The sequence below is a fragment of the Mucilaginibacter lappiensis genome (assembly GCF_900155965.1).
GTDB classification, from domain to species: domain Bacteria; phylum Bacteroidota; class Bacteroidia; order Sphingobacteriales; family Sphingobacteriaceae; genus Mucilaginibacter; species Mucilaginibacter lappiensis.
Window position 1 is genome coordinate 856429 of the sequence record NZ_FTMG01000001.1, and the last position, 18036, is coordinate 874464.

The window sequence follows — 18036 nt, forward strand, 5'->3', positions numbered from 1 at the left end:
AATCACTGTTAATCAATCAAAATTTCAAGAATAAAAGAAGATAAGCATCAAAAGGTAGAAAGTTGGTTTCAGGCAGATAGTATTTAAATATGTTTATTCCCTTACCTCCACTTTTATTTCTCTGTCTGAAATGAACGGAACCGTAGGATAACCATCATATTCTCCGGTCTCTTTTTCATTTTTATAGGACGATCTTTTACCTTTTACATCAATGATCCCGTTATCATAAACAGTTATAAATGCCCAAATCGGGTCAATTGTTGATGCAAAATCATAACCATCTTTTAAATGAGCAAATTGGTAGGATATACTATTGATTTGCAAGTAGTTTATATTGTTATAAACGTTATGATAATCCTCATGATGATGGCCACTCAGAACCAGTTGCACCTTCTGAAAACCTGCCTTTTTGTTTGCCCGTTCAAATAATATGCGCATTTGATTGCCTTCTTTTAAACCGTCAAGATCATTATCAATACCCTGGTGGCAGAATACCATAACAGGTAAATTAGTACTATCCAGATCCTGTTTAAGCCAGTTACGCTGTTCTTTTAAAATGGAGTTGGGGTATCCTTTTAACTTATTTTCAGGTGCCCTTTCATTACCGTTTAATATCACAAAATGATAATTGTTATAATCGAAAGAATAGTACTTCCCTTTTGCATTCCAAAACTCAACAACCTGATCATGGGTAAAACCACCGTCTGTATCGTGATTACCTATAACATGATATTTGGGGCCTTTAAACTGATTCCAAATATCCATAATGGGTTGATTGGCAGGTTTGGGAACACAAAAATCGCCCATTTGTATGATAAAGTCGGGCCTAAGCTTGTTCATTTCAGTGATGAATGACTGCACCCGTGCGGGACCATCAGTAATAAGGTCTTGGTGAAGATCTGTACAAATTCCTATACGAAACAGCGCTTTTCCCTTTTTCTCCATTCTTCCGCTTTCAACGCTGCTTGCATTTACTGATAAGGTATCAGCAACCGCCATACCAATGCTCCCTATAATTGATTTGATCAAGAAACTTCTTCTTTTCATGTTATTGTTTAGCATAGTTTAACAATTGATTTTACATTATAGCTATTACCGATTAAACAAAGTAAAATAAACCATTTAATTGTTTAGCTAAAATAAACTTTACATATAAAAATCACATTAAGTATTTATAAATAAAACGTATATTTTATTATATAAAAAAAGCCCTGTAGGTCAAATGACCTACAGGGCTTCAAATAATAATTAATCTTTCTTCTTGAGAAAGATTATTGTGTTTTTTTAATATACTGTTTGTTGCCACTTGGAGATAAAGTATACTTACCTCCTCTTGGGCCTAAATAGATAGTTCTGCCTTTGTCGTCTTTGCCGATAGCTTTATCATCAGATTTGTTTGCAGCCTCAGTAACGGCTTTAGTTGCTTTTGTTTTTTTAGCACTAACAGCTGTAGCGGCATCATCTTTAGCATCTTTTGCTTTGGTGGTAGCTGTAGCTGCTTTATCATCAGCCTTTGCCTTAGCATCTTTTGCAGTTGCAACGGTTTTGTCTGCCTTGTCTTCAACCTTAGCCTTGGTATCTTTTACTTTAGCAGTGGCTTTATCGGCTTTGGCATCGGCTTTTGCTTTGACATCCTTTGCTTTGGCAGCGGCCTTATCAGCTTTGGCATCGGCTTTTGCCTTGGCATCTTTTGCTTTATCGGCTGCCGTTTCAGTTTTATCTGCAGCTTTCTTTTTGACTTTTTTTACAGCATCAGTAGTTGATTGGGCAAATGTATTGGCACTCACCAATAATACTGAGCAGGATAATAATAAAACAAGTAATTTTTTCATGTTAAATAATTTTGGATGTAACAAACTAATATAAAATTGGTTTAAAAATTTAATGAATTTGACTTGACAAGGTATAATTGGTTTAAAATAAACCGCTGAGTTTATCTTTTAACCCGCCAAAAATATCTTCAGCTGATGAAGAACCTCCTTGAACAAATGATTCAATTTTATCCCCTAACCCCATAGGCAATTTATCTTTCAAATGGGATATTACGGTTTCGATAGCGCCCTTTGCCTGGTCTACCGAAATTCCGGTTTTTTCTGATACTTCCTGAATGAGTTCTTGCATAATTAATAGATTTTAGTTCGATACTTTTTATAATTGATTATTTAAATTTAAAAAAAATAAATGAAGAATTTGTTGTTTCTACTTATTATTTCAAAAATCAAAACTCCGATCGCCATCTTAATAAAACCATCATATCATCTTAATATTAAATTTCAATTACCTGTAAACCATAATCAAATCATATCAACAGGCCTTAGCTAAATAGGCACCAATAGCCTATATAATCAACTTATTTTTATTAAAATATAAGTTTTACTCCTTATGTAAACTATTTCATTTATTCAAAAAATTGTATATTCGTGTAAATCAAAAAAATCTAAAACCATGGGAAAATTTGCAACTAAAATAGGTAAAGACGGTCAGCATTATTTTAACCTTTTAGCTACTAATAGTCAGGTTATTCTTACGAGCGAAGGGTATACAACAACAGCCGCTATGCACAATGGTATCGAGTCTGTAAAAAAAAATGCGCCTGATGATAAGCATTTTGAAAGGGCTGACTCCAAAAATGGAAAGTTTTATTTTAACTTGAAAGCATCTAACGGACAAGTGATCGGCAAGAGCCAAATGTACGAAAGCGTAGCCAGCCGGGATAATGGTATTGAATCTGTTAAAAAGAATGCTCCTGAAGCCCCCACGGTTGCTGAGTAGGCAACTTATTGTTTAAATAATAATCTATAATTCAAAATAACAGAATGCTCCGGGCTTATTTTCGGGGCATTTTTTATTTAAGACTCCCCTATAAATTCGCTCGGAGTTTTCCCGTACTGCTTTTTAAATTCTTTGCTGAAATATTTACGATCGCTGAATCCAACCATATAGGCTATCTCATTGATGGTATATCGTTTACTTTGCAAAAGTATAGTCGCATTATTCATCTTGATGGATTTAATAAAGTCATTAACAGACATACCTGTAAGCGCATTCATCTTTTTATACAATATTGGCTGACTCATGGCTACCGCCTTTGCCAATTCAGGCACTCCAAATTCTAAATTATCAATATCCGCCTCTATTATTCCAATTACTTTACTCAGAAACTCATTATCAATGGAGTCAACCAGTTTTTTTACCTTTTGATCATTCCCTGCATTGGAAACAATACTGGTCTCTTCACTTTCCTGATCTGGTTTAAGCTTACGATTAAGGCTTTGTCGTATCCTTTCGCTGGCTGTTAAAAGATTATTTACCTGCAATAACAATATCTCGATACTAAATGGCTTTGATAAGTAAATATCCGCTCCCATTTTTAATCCTTCGGCGTGACTTGAATCGGAGGCCCTGGCAGTTAAAAGAATAACCGGGATGTGGTTTGTCCGTTCATCGGCCTTTAATTTATTACACAAAGTAAATCCATCCATTTCAGGCATCATCACATCACTGATGATTATATCCGGGATATGTTCTTTTGCCAGTTCCCATCCTTTTAGTCCGTTATCGCCCGTAATCACCTCGTAATGATCCTGTAAAAAACCACTTATGAATGCACGAACATCAGGGTTATCCTCTACTAACAAAACCAGGTATTTTTTATTTCCCGCAGGTTTGCTGGTGGTTATGGGGCTGATCATAGCAGCATCGGTACTTACTAAAGGTTTAGCTAAGCCTGATGGATCATCCACCCGTTGCCGGATCAAATCTTCCGCGCTAAAATGATCTACTCTCTTGCGTAAACTAACGGCAAAAGCTGTATTGTTGCCTCCGGACGATATCTTACTCTCTACCGTAATGGAACCCTGGTGTAATTCAACTATGCTTTTAGCCAGTGCTAAACCTATACCATAACCTGTGTTTTGTTTTCCATGATCACTCTCCTGAAAATAGTTCTCAAACAAATTATTCAGGTTTTCGGGCGCTATCCCTTTGCCATTATCGCTTACCGTTACGGCAACTTCATCCTTCTTTTCTTCTATAAAAACACCAATGTGGCCTCCGTAATTAGTAAACTTAAACGCGTTATAAATTAAGTTGTAAAACACTTTTTCTAACTGTTCTTTATCAAAATAAACCCTGATATCATCCGAGGAAGAAATCAGATCTGTAGTGATGTTGCCTGATATAGAACTGTCATCAAACGAAGCCAATATTTCCTGCAGGATATTTACGATATTATATTCCGACACATGAAGTTTTAAACTACCGCTTTCTGCTTTGCGGAAATCCATCAGTTCGTTTACCAGTTGAAGCAGGCTATCGGAATTTTTCTTTACGGTCTGTAATTGCTTGGTATTTTCGGAGTCTCCCTTGCCAAACAACATCAATTTTTCCAAAGGCCCCAATATTAAAGAAAGATGCGTGCGGATTTCATGCGATATATTGATAAAGAAATTCAGCTTTAACTGGGTAAGTTCCTTATCCCTGCGCAACAGCGACCGGAGTATAAAAAAGCGGGCTATCAAAAACACTAAACCGCCTATAAAGAGCACGTATAAGCAACAGGCCCATATAGTTTCCCAAAATGGCGGTAACACTTGTATATGCAGTACCGCGGCCTGCCCCCACACCCCATCATTATTAGCCCCTTTTGCTAAAAACGTGTAACTCCCCGATGAAAGATTGGTATAGGGGGCCGATGGAATATCAGTATGTACCCAATCGTTATCAAAACCTTCCAATTTATAGGCATATTTGTTCTTTTCGGACTTGATATAGTTTAACACGGCAAAATCAATGGTAAACACATTTTGCGCATGCGTAAAAGTTATTTTGGGTGTTAGGCTGATATCTTTTTTTAATAATCCATCTGGCTGGTTGATCCCTACGGGCTGATTAAATAGTTTCAGTGCGGTGATGACAACTGGCGGAGCGATATTATTATCCTCTATTTTAGATGGATAAAAGCTGCTTAGGCCATTATATCCTCCAAAGAGCATTTCACCGTCAAAGGTTTTATGGCAGGAATTGATATTGAATGTATTCCCCCCTAAACCATCGCTTTTGTTATAATTTTTAAAGGTGTGGGAAGCGATATTAAACTTTGATAAACCGTTGCCCGTACCTATCCAAAGGTTATGGTTGGCATCCTCTAATATACTCTGTACGTTATTATTAGCCAGGCCTTCTTTCTCAGAATAAGTTGTAAATCTCTGCTGATCACTATTGTATCCAGCCAGGCCACCATAATATGATCCAACCCAGATACGGCCCTGTGTATCCTGAAATATGCAATTGATATCGTTGGATTTTAAACCACCATACGTAGTAAACAGCTTTAAACCACTATGGGCATGATCAAGCAGATACAATCCATTAGCTGTCGCTATCCATATATTTTTTTCTTTATCTTCCAGCAAAGTCTTGACTGATCGTTTGCCAATTTTATTAATGACCGGGTTGTCTGCCATCTCTAATACACTATTATTTCGCTTAAAAACAAGCAGACCGTTTTGAGTCCCAACCCAGAAATTATTTCTGGAATCTTCTAAAATGCCCAACACTTCAGAGCCTAAGGTTACCGGATCATTTTCCTTATAAAGATATCGCTTAAAATTATGGGCACCCGGGTTAAACAGGTTTAAGCCGCCGCCATGCGTTCCTGCCCAAACATTTCCACTCTTATCAATATATACCACCTTAACCAAGTCAGATCCAAGCGATGTGGGGTCGTTCACTTTGTTTTGATACGTGGTTACCACATCAGCCTTGCGGTCAAAGTAATTTAGGCCTCCCCCTTCGGTTCCGATCCACAGATTCTGTTTACTATCTTCCCATACCGCGCTCACCACATTGTTATTGATGTTGGAGTGATAACGTGTTGTTTGAAAGGTCAAAAACGTGGTATTGTGTCTGGATATCATATTAATTCCTCCCCAGTAAGTGCCGATCCATACGGTGTTGGTGTTATCCATAAACACACTGTAAATGGAGTTCTGACTCAGGCTGCTCTTATCCTCGGGATCATGCTTATAGGATGAAAACTGCCTCGTTAAGGGATCAAGGATGCTTAATCCTCCCTGTGTGCCAATCCATATTTTACCGGAGTTGACTATTTGCAGTATTCGGATATTATTATTCACCGGGCCATTTGCACCGTTGTTACTTAAAAACCGGGTACAGGTGTTTGTGCCTTTATCGTAAAGATTAACACCGCCATGCAGTGTACCGATCCATAAGTTATGCTTCAAATCTTCCGTAATGGTAGTTACATAATTGTCGCTCAAACTATTGGGAACACTTTCCTTATGCTTATACATTTGATACCGATACCCGTTACCTTGCTTTTGCATTTTGGTAAGGCCTGCCGACGAGCCTATCCAATAAATACCCTCGTGATCCTGGTATAGCGTATGCCCATTGGTTCCGTACAGACCGGCAACAGAATCAGGAACAGCCACCGAACCGAACTTACCCAATGTTTCGCCTGGCAATAGGTGCAGGCCGTTTGACGACCATACCCAGATGTTTTTTTGCCGGTCTTCATACATCGAGCTAATGATTTGATTACCCTTCCCGGGCGATGATGAACCTAACGGAATGCGGTCAAAGCTATCCGTTTCGGGGTTATACTTATTCAGTCCGTTGCGGGTACCTATCCAGAGCGTTTTGTGCGCGTCAAGCAGCAGACAGGTAATATAATCTGATGAAAGACTCGATCTGTCGGCCGGATCATTTTTGTAAATTTTAAAACTCCGCGTATTATACTTGTTGAGCCCGTGCTGGGTACCATACCACATAAAGCCCCGACCATCCTGAACTATGGCCAGCACCGAATTTTGCGACAGGCCGTTATCCACCGTCAGATTCTCAAACGCGATACGCTGACTATAAGCAGCCGAATAACAACCTATGGAGAACAGGAATATGGTAATAGCTAATTTCATTTGATCGACCGGTCAAATAAAACTAACAAAATTCCCGCTACATTAATAGTTTTTCTTACCAGGATGGTTCTCTTTAAATATCGATGGTTGCTTATTCTTTTGTAAATGAGTTGTATAAACTTTCAGGAAATTGCGCTGCTACATTCCGAAGCTTTGCCGGTATATACTTCCAGGGAAAGCTTAAGTTTTTAGGATACGGTTTATGACTCGTTTTGGCCGGTATATCTTTTCGATCCGGCAGGTTATCCAGCCCTATTATATTATTACTGAAGTTGTTATTATTAAAACTCACGTGACTATACTGCTTTGGCGACCTGGTAAAAACTGCGGGGGTTTTCCCGGTATAAACAAAATAATTATCTTCAAAAACAACATGTTCTGGTATCCCATTTTCAATATCTACCGCTTCGATAGTGAAAGATTTTGGCGCATCATTATAAAATATATTCCCTTTAATCAGGGTACTGTCTGTTACCCCCGCGAAATTAAAAAGTCGCTTACGGTTCAGACCGTCATTTACGCTCAGGTTATACTGAATGATATTACCCGAGGTTTTGACATTATCTTTATTAATGAGGTCTGATATCACCAGCATAAAACCGCCCTCGTTATCATGGCTGTAATTGTACTGTATAATGGTATTCCTGGAGTTACCGTCAATGTCAAAAGATTGCCCGTCATTGGCCCAATTACCATTTTTGGTATAACCAACCTCGTTGTACTGAATAGTGGTATGATCACTGCTGTGAGGCCATACGGCCACCGCGTTATCCGTTGCCCGGCTACGGATATGGAAGAGTTTATTATGCTCAACCATAGCGGTATCAAAGGCTTTTACCACAATGCCATCCCCCCCAATATCTTCGAGCAGGCAGTTACGGATAAGTAGATACTTGTTTGGAAACCAGTTAGTCCGCAATGAAAAAGTTCCATTGCCGCGGATGCCATTACGGTCCACACGCTCTACCTTGCAATTTTCGATTTGCAAATGTTCAATATTACTCGGTTTAGGGCCCTGGCAATCCCAAAAGATGCCGCAACCTTCGGCAGAGCCTTTTTTGTTATCGCCATTAATATCATGGATATACAAATTAGCCAGCCTGATATGGTGCAGTGTACCTATGTCTTCCGCCATGATCCGAACACCTGTAGGACCTGTTTTTTGAACCGCTACCGTATTATCCAGGTTGGAGGCGGCCAGGTATTCTACCACAATGTATTGCAGGTTGTGCAGCAGTATAGCATCCCGAAAATGGCCTCCCGCTTTTATTTCGGGCAGGGCGCCTGAGCCGTAAGCACTAAACACGATGAGGGACTTTGCATTCCCGGAGCCTGATGGAGCCAGTTGCCCTTCCCAAACCCCGTTACGGGCGAATAATACACTATCGCCGGGCATAAAGGCATGTTTATTTACCGGGGCCAATGACCGCCATGCCTTTGTGCGGCTCAACCCGTCGGAGGAGTCGTTACCGGTTTTGTTGTTGATATAATACGTGGTCGCCAGAGTGTGCAAGACACTACAGCTGGCAATCAGAAGAAGTAATATTTTTTTCATTAGTTTATTTATGGTGACAGATTACCGATGACTACATCGGCTGTTCAAAAACTTTTTAAACCTTAAATTTTAACATTTTTTTAGTCAAAAACAGGGTAAAAACGATTGCTTTTTATGCGTTTTAACTAAACTTTAACGCCATTTTAACACTTTTTAACAAATTTTTGATGGGTTTTGAAAGGTTTAAAAAGTATTAATTTATTGACTATCAAATAAGTACTTACTAAAAGGTCGATTTTGTGGCCTTTATTTCTTTAACCAAAACGGCCCGGTATCCTTTTATAAAAGGACACCGGGCCGTTATACATACAAATATACCGAAATTTTGGGGCATATAAAAGTTCTGGCCTATCAAAAAAGAGCTGTCATTGCTCAGAGAAGCCCCTTCTAAATATCCCCCGGAAGGGGAGACTTTTTGAACTACTTTAAAGCCCTCCCTTCCGGGGAGGGTTGGGTGGGGCTTCGTATTTCGCAATGACATGGGTTTTATATGATCCGTTTTGCTAAACATCTTCATTAATTGCTTTTTGTTATACCGCTTTTATCTTCCAGTGTCCATTCGCAGGTATCCTGTAAAACCTTTCCATCCGTAGTGGCGCTTACCTCAATTTTGTTTTTCCCTTTGTGCAGCAGGACGTTTTCCCAGCGGATGATGTGAAACTCGTCTGGCTCACCATTGGCGATGACAGTTCCATTAACCCTTAGTTTTACATACGCCATGGTACTGTATATTTTTATAACTGTAGCCTGCTGCGTTCGTACCTCGTTCCTGCGATCAGTGATATAGAGCATGGGTTCGGGGTTCCAGTTGGCTTTGTAAAAGTAAAAGGCATCTTTTTTCACTTTCCGATCATAGGTAACCAAACCCTTATCGTTGATGCCGGAGGTATCCCCTTCCGTGCGGATGGATGAGCCAAAATCGGCCAGGGCCCAAACAAACTTGCCCCAGATAAATGGCCTTTTACTCAGTTCCAGCCAGTTCATTTCATGATAGCTGGTTTGCCATTCTTCCGGGTGAAATTTCCCATCGGCATCTGGTTTAACATTGTTCTCGCTATGTTTAAACGGACTACCGCCTGCCCCATATTCGCTTACCGCAAATGCTTTCTGTGGATAACTATGATGTGTTTTATCGGCCCAAACACCTATCTGCTTAAATTCGCCATCGTACCAGCCATAATATTTGTTCCAGGCTATCAGATCGGACACCTGATTAAAGCGGTCACCGTCTAAAAAAGTGGCACAGGTGGTTAACCGCGTTGGATCTTCTTTTTTTGCCAAAGTATTGAGTTCTTTTATAAAAGGTACCGGGTCGTCATGATCCAGTTTCAGCTCATTGAATAAGCCCCAGAAACAAACTGAAGGGTGATTATAATTCTGACGGATCATTTCAGTCAGCACCTGCCGGGCCTGCCCTTCCAGTTCGGGGTTCTTGAGGTATCCGGCACCTGTGTAGCCACCGGGGCCAACAAAGGGAATCTCGGACCATACTACCATGCCGGTCCTATCGCATAGATCATAAAAATATTTGCCATGCGGGTAATGTGTTAAGCGGAGCGCGGTAGCGCCAATCTCCCTGATCAACTGCATGTCCTTGTCATAATCGGCGGTGTCCAATGCCGAGCCCTTGCCTTCCACATCTTCATGAAAACCTACACCATGCAGATCGAGGTATTTGCCATTCAAAATAAAACCTTTGTTGGCGTCTACATGATAATATCTTAAACCCAATGGCTGTGTTACCCGATCAATCACCTGTCCGTCTTTTAGTAAATTCACCTGTACGGTATATACATAAGGATTGGCCTTCCCGTTCCATAAATGCGGCTGTTTCAGGCGGATAGTTTGCGCAGCATTGCGGTTATTGCTTACCGCATTAGTGACTGAAGCCACAACATGCTGACCGGCATCAATCACCTCTGACCTGATCTGTAACCCGGTGCTGGCCGTTACCGAAAGTTTGGTTAAAATATTCACCGTAGCCAACTGCTCAGATACAGAACTTGGCGTAAGATAAACTCCGGGTGAGCCATGATCTAAAGGAGAGATACAATCCTTTGCCGTAACCAATAAGGAAACAGGCCGGTGGATGCCCCCATACACATTAAAATCGCCGCATAATGGCAGCACATCCGTCCGGGCAGCATTGCTTACCTGCACCTCTACCTGGTTTGTTTCTCCGAGCTTTACCAAACCAGTGATCTCCACACAAAAGGCGGTATAGCCCCCTTTATGTTCGGTCACAAAATGTTTGTTTATCAGCACTGTTGCCACCGAGTTAGCGCCTTCAAAATATAAAAACAGGCGTTTGTTTTTCCATATAGGATCAATCATAAAGCTTTTTTCATAGATACCACTTTCTCGTTGGTAATTGCCCTTGCCTAATAATACATCTTGCGCGTTCCAGGTATGGGGTAGCTTTACATTGATGGTTTCCGGCTGCTTGCGAACATCATAGGCCATGTGAAATTTCCAGCCGGTGTTGAAGCTGATGGTTTGGCGGGTGGATTGCGCTGCAGCTCGTAGACAACTCACCCCGCCTGCGCTTCGCTGGGCGACCCTCTCTCCGGCTGCGCCGTATAGAGGGTGGGGAAATTGTTTGTTTTTGTTTCCTTTTTTTTCAAGTCCCCTCTTTACGCCGAAGGCGAAGAGAGGGTGACCAGGCGCAGCGATGGTCGGGTGAGTCGTATGCGAGTTATGATGCGCCAAACCAATTGATGAGGCTCCTGCAATAGCATTTCCAATACCCACAATCAGCAGAAAAAAGATATAAAAAGATCCAGATAGTAATTTATTCATATAAGATAGAAGGGGTGTGTTAGAGGCAAGAGCTGAGAGTCAAGAACCAAGACGTTAGAAAAACACATAAACATATACAATCCTATTTCTTGATTCCTGACTCTAATATCTTGACTCTTTTTAGTTGATCCAACCGGTGTTCTGTTTCAGGTTGGGGTTTCTTTGGGTTTCTACCAGCGGGATGGGCCAGGTATAAATATAATCGCCCTGGAAAGAATACGTGTACACATTGGCACCCCAAACTTGTTTTACACCATTGCCTGAGTAAAACACTTTATCTTTCCATGATTGCCACCTCAGTTCATCAAAGTAATTGATACCCTCGTTCGGGAACTCTACCCGGCGCTCGTTCCTGATACGCTCGCGCAGATCGGCCTGCCCGGCAACCATGGTAGCTGTACTTGAATTTAATAAAGCTACGCCGGCCCTTGTCCTCACCTCGTTAACTTTAGCCACGGCATCTGATGTTAAACCCTGCTCATTCAAAGCCTCGGCCCACATCAACAGCACATCGGCATACCTGATCAACGGGAAATCAGTAGGTCCGTATGCCCTGTTGATGAGTTCGGCATTACCTTCATAAACAAATTTCCGGTACAGGTAGTAAAAATAGCTTTGTGTATCGGTACGCAGATCGCCACCCAGGGCAGCCTCAGCACGATATGGCCAGCGTGAAGTTACTGTTGCATTATTTGAACCAAATACACCGTTATAAGTAGCATAAGGCGTGATCACATTGGCAGCCAAACGAGGGTCGCGGTTAGCATAAGCCTGCAGGATCCGGGCTTCGTTACTCGTAGGTAAATACAAGCTCATTTGTGCGCCCCTGGTTGTAGCGGCAGCTATTTCGGCAGCTGTCAAATTATTTCTTAAGAAAAACACTTCCCGTTGTGCCGGGGTCATGCTTGAATAGCCCGGCAAAACAGAATCCCAGTTAAAAGGCGAACCATCCAGGTTCTGGTAAAGATCAACCAGGTTGGGCGATACCAGGTAATCATTCCAGCAGGAGCCAAAAGACGAGCGCGTACCGCAGAACCATTGTGTGGTTGAGCCATATCCCTGAGTTCCGCCACCGGCAACGGCCACATTCTGGATAGAAAATATCATCTCGCTGCATTGCTCATTGGCGGCCTTAAACAGCGTGGTATAATTAGCAAACAGGGCATATCCGGCCGATTTTACCATAGCGAAATCAGCAGCGGCCAGATCCCATTTCTGCAGATACAAATAGGCTTTACCACGCAGCGCATACGCCGCGCCTTTGGTCGCGTGACCGTAGTTGGCAGCTCCTGCCGTGTATATTGAAGGTAGATTTGGTTCGTTGATGGCGTCGGTCAAATCGGCCACCACCTGGTTCCACACATCAGCTTCGGACGACCTTGCTTTGGTAGCCTGGTCGGCAGTGAAAGGTTCCAGGTAAATGGGTACACCTTTCCATAACTGGTTTAAGCGCAGGTAAAAATAAGCCCGCAAAAATTTACACTCCGCTACGTAACGGGCTTTTTTTGCTGGATCGGAAGGTGATTTTAGTGGTATGTTTTTGATAGCATCATCAGAACGTTGTACACCTTCATACAGGTTTTGCCATGTACTGCTGTAAATTCCGTTACCGGTGGTTATGGTACCTGACAACATGGATTCCTGGCTGCGGGTTTGACCGGTAAAACCAAAGCGATCCATCATATATAATTCCAGACCGGAATCGCCGCCAGAGTTTTCGCCCAATCTTAACGCCTGATATACCCCTGTAACACCCAGATCGGTTAAATTATCGGTTGTCCACATATTGGAGGAGGCAACAGAAGAATAAGGCGATGTATCGAGCAGGTTTTTCTTGCAGCCGGTTACTATGGCTACAGTCATCAATAATATAAATATCTTTTTCATTATTTTTTATTTAAGCTTAAAAGGCAGCATTTAAACCAACAGAGTATTGACGCATGGTTGGATAGCCCACACTCGGACCTATTTCCGGATCAAGTCCAGGGTACTTGGTTATCGTGAATAAATTTTCGGCGGCTACGTAGATCCTTATTTTACTTAACGACCATTTCTGGGTTAACCTTTTTGGAAGTGTATAGCCCAATTGAACGTTCTTCAATTTTACGTACGATGCGTTATACAGATAGAAATTACTGGCTACCGCGGCATTCTGCACATCGGATGTATTTTTTAAGCGTGGGTAATAGCCATTAATATTATTAGCCGGGTCTGATGGATTGGCATCATTATAATAATAATGGTTATTAGCTACCAGTGTACTTACCGCGTTACCTAAGGAAACAATAGAGTTATTATATCCGGTATCATTCCAGTAATAGTACATACCAAAGCTTCCGGCCCATATCATAAAGCAATCAAAACCTTTGTAGGATACATTGAACTGTAAACCGGCATTATATTTTGGCGTTGCCGATTTATTGGTAAGCTGCGCATCGTAACTATTGCCATAAATGCCGTCGCCATTGGTGTCACCATAGATCAGGTCGCCATAATAGATCTTGGTTTTGCCGATGCCATTAGCCGGTTGAAATTTATAGCCGGCATTCATCATACTCTGCAACCAGGCCAAATCCTGCGGTGTACGGATCATACCATCTTTAGGGCCGCCATTTTTATTTACGGAGCCATCTGCATTATAATAGCTTCCATTTCCTTTGTACACTGGGTACAGGTAATACTCATTGATGGCATGACCCTGGATAACTCTGGTAGTGCCACCACTTGAAACCTGACCAATGTTTGATGAATAAACCTGATTCCCGTTAGCATCGGTGGTGTAACCTTGCTGCAGGGTACCATTATATTTTTCGACCCGGTTAAAGTTGTAAGCAAAATTACCAGACACGCTATAACTCAAACCACCAGTTTGGCCGCGAAAGCCCAGGGTAACCTCAATACCTTTGTTGGATACTTCGGCAATGTTTTGTGTGGCGGCCGTGGCCGTACCAACGGTCAATGGTATGGTTGGGGTAAATAAGATGCCGGTGGTATATTTACGATAGGCATCAATCTCAAAATTCATTTTGCCTTTAAACAAGGTTCCATCCAAACCAATATTACTGGTGGTGGTAGTTTCCCACTTCAGGTTCTGGTTGGCAAATTTTGTTTGTGCCAAACCGGTTACAGCAGCTCCGTTGTAGGAATAAGCGGTAGGACTATAAGTTGCCAGGTAATCGTAATTACCCAATGCAGCATTGGAGTTTAGCACGTTATTACCGGTTTGTCCCCAGGATGCACGCAGTTTTAAATTACCTACATATTCATTTACGTTTTGCATAAAGGGCTCTTCGGAGATGCGCCAGCCCGCGGCAAAGGCAGGAAAAAAGCCCCAGCGGTTAGATGGTGCAAATTTGGATGAGCCATCATATCTGAACACCGCTTCCAACAGGTAGCGCGATTTATAATCATAGTTCAAACGTCCAAAGAATGAGCGCAAAGCATAATCGTAGGCGTCGCCGGTGGCTGCTGTTGGCGTGGTTGCCGAATTTAGGGTGGTAATTGTAGGATCGATGAGGCCTAATTTAGTGGCGTCGAAATAGTAATATTTGTATTGATACTGATCATAGCCTACCAAAGCGCCAATAGTATGATTTTTGGCTATAGTAGTGTTATATCTTAAAACCGCATCGAGCGTGATCAGGTAGTTTTTATTAAAATCATAATAAGTACTCAATTGCGATGGCGCTGTGGCTGCCTGTTTTAAGGTGTTGGTCGAAAAGTCCCATTTTTCGAAAGGAATAGTGAACGAATTGTTTTCCTCAAAACGGGTCTGGTAATTGAATTTGGTTTCCAGGGTTAAACCTTTATAAAGGTCGACATTAGCGAAAAGTGTGGTATTGATCCTGGATTCCTGGTCGCTTCCGCCGGTAGAGGTTAAATAACTCAGGATGTTATTGGCTGTCGATGATTCTTCGGGAGCCGAAGGGAAACCATATTTACCGTTGTAATAGGGATAAACACCCGGTGTGGTTTGTCTTAAATAGTTAAAGGCGTTACTGGTACTGGCCAGGCCAAAAGTTTGCAGTGATGCAAATGTTTGCGTACCCACGGTTAAAAACTTGGTAGCCTTAGTCTGCAAATTCACCCGGAACTGGTATTTATCGGATCCGGTATTTTGCATAGTGCCCGGGTTACCGGTATATCCGGCTGATAGCAGGAATTGAGTAGTTTCGTTACCACCGCTGATGGATAGGTTATGATCCTGCAATACATTGTTTTGAAAAATTGCTTTTGCCCAATTGGTATTGGGATAGGCAATGTAATTGGGTACACCAATGACATTTAATCCGTTGGGATCAGCATCGGCTTTTTGCCATTGTGCTATGGTAGCAGCGGTATAAACCGGTGTTTGACCCAGGTTTTGGTACCCCTCATTGACCAACTGCATATGCCTTACATAATCAGACACAAAGGAAGGCATACTGCTTGGATTGGTTTTGGAGGCAATACCCGTATAAGTTACCGTAGTTTTATTTTTGCTTCCCTTTTTGGTAGTCACCAGGATAACTCCATTGGCAGCCAATGAACCATATATAGAAGCCGCTGCGGCATCTTTTAAAATAGAAATACTTTCTATATCGTCGGGATTTACGGCATCTAAAGTGCCCTGTATACCGTCGATAACTACAAGGGCATTGTTATTATTCAAGGTACCCATCCCCCGGATACGGATAGTAGCACCGTCTGAACCGGGCTTACCGGAACTTTGCATCACCGATACCCCAGCGCTCAAACCCGTTAACGCCGATGATACGTTGGTTACCGATCTGTTTTCGAGATCTTTTGCCCCGATGGTAGCCACCGAACCGATCAGGTTAACCTTTTTCTGGGTTCCGTAACCTACTACTACCACGTCGTTCAAACTGGTACTTTGTTCTGCCAGTACAATATTAACAGACGGGGAATCTCCTGCTGCTTTTTCCTGGGTAATAAACCCAATATAGGAAAACACCAGCGTAGCATTGTTATCGGGCACGCTGATGTTATAGATGCCTTTCGCATCTGTAACCGTGCCGTTCGCTGTACCTTTTAATTTGACGCTTACCCCGGGCAGCGTCTCCCCTTTGCTATCTTTTACCGTACCCGTGATCTTTCGTGTTTGGGCGTAGGCGCTGCCAATAAACAAAGTAAGTATGATGAGGGTTGCAAGGAGATTTTTAAAACACTTTACCATGCGCGCACCCTGGCAGTTCAATGAGTAAATTTTATCCATCTTAATTCAATAAGTTTTAAATTTTGTTGGTGTATGATCATTAAAAAGGCACGTATCTGCGCCTTTACTCAGTTCCCGATTCCTGACCGGCGGGAATAAAATGGCATTAAGCCGCAATACCCGGATGGGTTAATAAAATGTCTGCTCTTTCATAATTGGTTTTAATGGTTTCAACAAATTTGCTATTATCAGCAGCAGAGGAGGGGGTAAAATCCTAAGGAAATGGGGGTAAAATTCTAAATAACCTTACCAATAAGGCTTATAAGGCCGATATTTTACGATAGATGACCAGGTTAAATTTCAAGAAGGAAGGATCATTCAACTGTAAATAATGGATTATTCCCAGCAAAATTCACAAACATCTGGTGGAGGTTGCCTAACTTCGGCCATTATATCATAGTTGCTTATATACCGTGAAAAATCATATCAATAATGTTTATATCGTAGGTTTGGGTGCAATGGGCGGCATGTATGCGGCCAAATTACAAGATATAGATCCTGGCCTGGTCAAGGTAATCGCTTCTCCCGAACGCATCAAAAACTATCAAAACTCTGAGATCAAGGTTAATGGCAGTCCTTATCAATTCAATTACGTTAAACCTGGCGACCGCTCTCAGCCCCCTGCCGATCTCATTATTGTTGCGGTAAAGGCGCCCCAGCTTGCAGCAGCCATAAATGATCTGAGCACATTTGTGCACGACGACACCATCGTTATTTCACTACTCAATGGTATATCCAGCGAAGAGCAGATAGGCGAAACAATCGGGATAAAACATTTACTTTTTGCCTATGGCGTGGGGATGGATGCCGTTAGAGCAGACAGTACGATTACCTATTCCAATCCTGGCCGGATAGTTTTTGGCGAAAAAGACAATAGCACGCTTTCGGCACGGGTAAAAGCTATAAAAGAGTTATTTGAAAAGGCTGGTATCCCCCATCACATCCCCGCGGATATGTACAAAGCGCTCTGGTTTAAATTTATGATGAACACGGGCATTAACCAGGCATCAGCTGTATTGAAGGCTCCTTACGGGGAGTTTCAGCAAAATAAACAAGCCCGTAAGCTGATGCTGATGGCAGCCGAAGAAGTGATAACATTATCGCACCAAATGGGTATTTTTCTGGGTCAGGACGATATTAATGAGTTTACCCGCATAGTTGACGGGCTTGGCCCCGACGGGAAAACCTCCATGTTACAGGACATTGAAGCCGGGCGTAAAAGCGAAGTAGATCTTTTTGCCGGAAAGGTAATAGAGCTTGGCCACAAATACCAGGTACCTACCCCTATTAATGAAACTTTATATACCATTATCCGTGCATTGGAAACAAGCCGGGAAGTAATTTAAACCACCTAACCATTTTAAATTTTGTTTGTATAAAACTTTTTATATTTTTGTTTTAGTGTTATATTAACAATTAATATTTCGCAACCAGTTATAGCTAATTTATTAACCGTTCTGCCATTTCATTTGTGATGTTATTTAATTAAATGATCATCAGCATATATCCGGCAGATACTATTTCAA

10 protein-coding genes are annotated in these 18036 nt (G+C 41.8%); 2 read left to right on the plus strand and 8 right to left on the minus strand.

Features of this window, described 5'->3' with window-relative positions; all coding sequences use genetic code 11:
- Window positions 1–93: 93 nt before the first annotated feature.
- The 3 genes from BW976_RS03480 to BW976_RS03490 form a co-directional block, all read right to left on the minus strand.
- Complete coding sequence (locus tag BW976_RS03480) at window positions 94–1047, minus strand: metallophosphoesterase family protein (protein WP_175614032.1); 954 nt, start codon at window positions 1045–1047, stop codon at window positions 94–96.
- Between the two features lie 224 nt (window positions 1048–1271).
- A complete protein-coding gene (locus BW976_RS03485; protein WP_076370388.1) occupies window positions 1272–1832 on the minus strand; it encodes a hypothetical protein in 561 nt (186 codons plus the stop codon).
- A gap of 82 nt (window positions 1833–1914) precedes the next feature.
- Window positions 1915–2121 carry an HU family DNA-binding protein gene (locus tag BW976_RS03490; RefSeq protein WP_076370390.1) on the minus strand — a complete coding sequence of 69 codons (207 nt, stop codon included), beginning with the start codon at window positions 2119–2121 and terminating at the stop codon, window positions 1915–1917.
- Between the two features lie 324 nt (window positions 2122–2445).
- On the opposite strand from BW976_RS03490, the gene BW976_RS03495 reads away from it, so the two are divergent.
- The gene (locus BW976_RS03495) at window positions 2446–2772 is read left to right on the plus strand and encodes a YegP family protein (protein ID WP_076370392.1); all 327 of its coding nucleotides are present in this window, start codon (window positions 2446–2448) and stop codon (window positions 2770–2772) included.
- Window positions 2773–2849: 77 nt separating this feature from the next.
- Here the strand turns inward: BW976_RS03495 and BW976_RS03500 are convergent, their stop codons facing one another.
- The 5 genes from BW976_RS03500 to BW976_RS03525 all read right to left on the minus strand — a co-directional run bounded on the left by BW976_RS03500 (window position 2850) and on the right by BW976_RS03525 (window position 16510).
- Window positions 2850–6941 carry a hybrid sensor histidine kinase/response regulator transcription factor gene (locus tag BW976_RS03500; protein ID WP_076370394.1) on the minus strand — a complete coding sequence of 1364 codons (4092 nt, stop codon included), beginning with the start codon at window positions 6939–6941 and terminating at the stop codon, window positions 2850–2852.
- 91 nt (window positions 6942–7032) lie between these two features.
- Window positions 7033–8496, minus strand: a complete 1464-nt coding sequence (locus BW976_RS03505; RefSeq protein WP_139332184.1) for a hypothetical protein — start codon at window positions 8494–8496, stop codon at window positions 7033–7035.
- 516 nt (window positions 8497–9012) lie between these two features.
- Window positions 9013–11295, minus strand: coding sequence for a glycoside hydrolase family 2 protein (locus BW976_RS03515; protein WP_084192048.1), 2283 nt, complete (start codon window positions 11293–11295; stop codon window positions 9013–9015).
- A gap of 120 nt (window positions 11296–11415) precedes the next feature.
- Window positions 11416–13182 (minus strand): RagB/SusD family nutrient uptake outer membrane protein, encoded by a 1767-nt coding sequence (locus tag BW976_RS03520; protein WP_076370400.1) that lies wholly within the window; start codon window positions 13180–13182, stop codon window positions 11416–11418.
- Between the two features lie 16 nt (window positions 13183–13198).
- Complete coding sequence (locus tag BW976_RS03525) at window positions 13199–16510, minus strand: SusC/RagA family TonB-linked outer membrane protein (RefSeq protein ID WP_245834617.1); 3312 nt, start codon at window positions 16508–16510, stop codon at window positions 13199–13201.
- Window positions 16511–16923: 413 nt separating this feature from the next.
- Between BW976_RS03525 and BW976_RS03530 the strand changes: the two genes are divergently transcribed.
- On the plus strand, window positions 16924–17856 hold the full coding sequence (locus tag BW976_RS03530) for a ketopantoate reductase family protein (protein ID WP_217696197.1): 933 nt from the start codon (window positions 16924–16926) through the stop codon (window positions 17854–17856).
- The last annotated feature ends 180 nt before the right edge of the window (window positions 17857–18036 follow it).

Excerpts from the sequence above, each read along its gene's own strand:
- BW976_RS03520 (WP_076370400.1), bottom strand. The coding sequence starts at position 13,182 with ATGAAAAAGATATTTATATTATTGATGACTGTAGCCATAGTAACCGGC.
- BW976_RS03490 (WP_076370390.1), bottom strand. The coding sequence starts at position 2,121 with ATGCAAGAACTCATTCAGGAAGTATCAGAAAAAACCGGAATTTCGGTA.
- BW976_RS03480 (WP_175614032.1), bottom strand. The coding sequence starts at position 1,047 with ATGAAAAGAAGAAGTTTCTTGATCAAATCAATTATAGGGAGCATTGGT.
- BW976_RS03500 (WP_076370394.1), bottom strand. The coding sequence starts at position 6,941 with ATGAAATTAGCTATTACCATATTCCTGTTCTCCATAGGTTGTTATTCG.
- BW976_RS03515 (WP_084192048.1), bottom strand. The coding sequence starts at position 11,295 with ATGAATAAATTACTATCTGGATCTTTTTATATCTTTTTTCTGCTGATT.
- BW976_RS03485 (WP_076370388.1), bottom strand. The coding sequence starts at position 1,832 with ATGAAAAAATTACTTGTTTTATTATTATCCTGCTCAGTATTATTGGTG.
- BW976_RS03525 (WP_245834617.1), bottom strand. The coding sequence starts at position 16,510 with ATGGATAAAATTTACTCATTGAACTGCCAGGGTGCGCGCATGGTAAAG.
- BW976_RS03495 (WP_076370392.1), top strand. The coding sequence starts at position 2,446 with ATGGGAAAATTTGCAACTAAAATAGGTAAAGACGGTCAGCATTATTTT.
- BW976_RS03505 (WP_139332184.1), bottom strand. The coding sequence starts at position 8,496 with ATGAAAAAAATATTACTTCTTCTGATTGCCAGCTGTAGTGTCTTGCAC.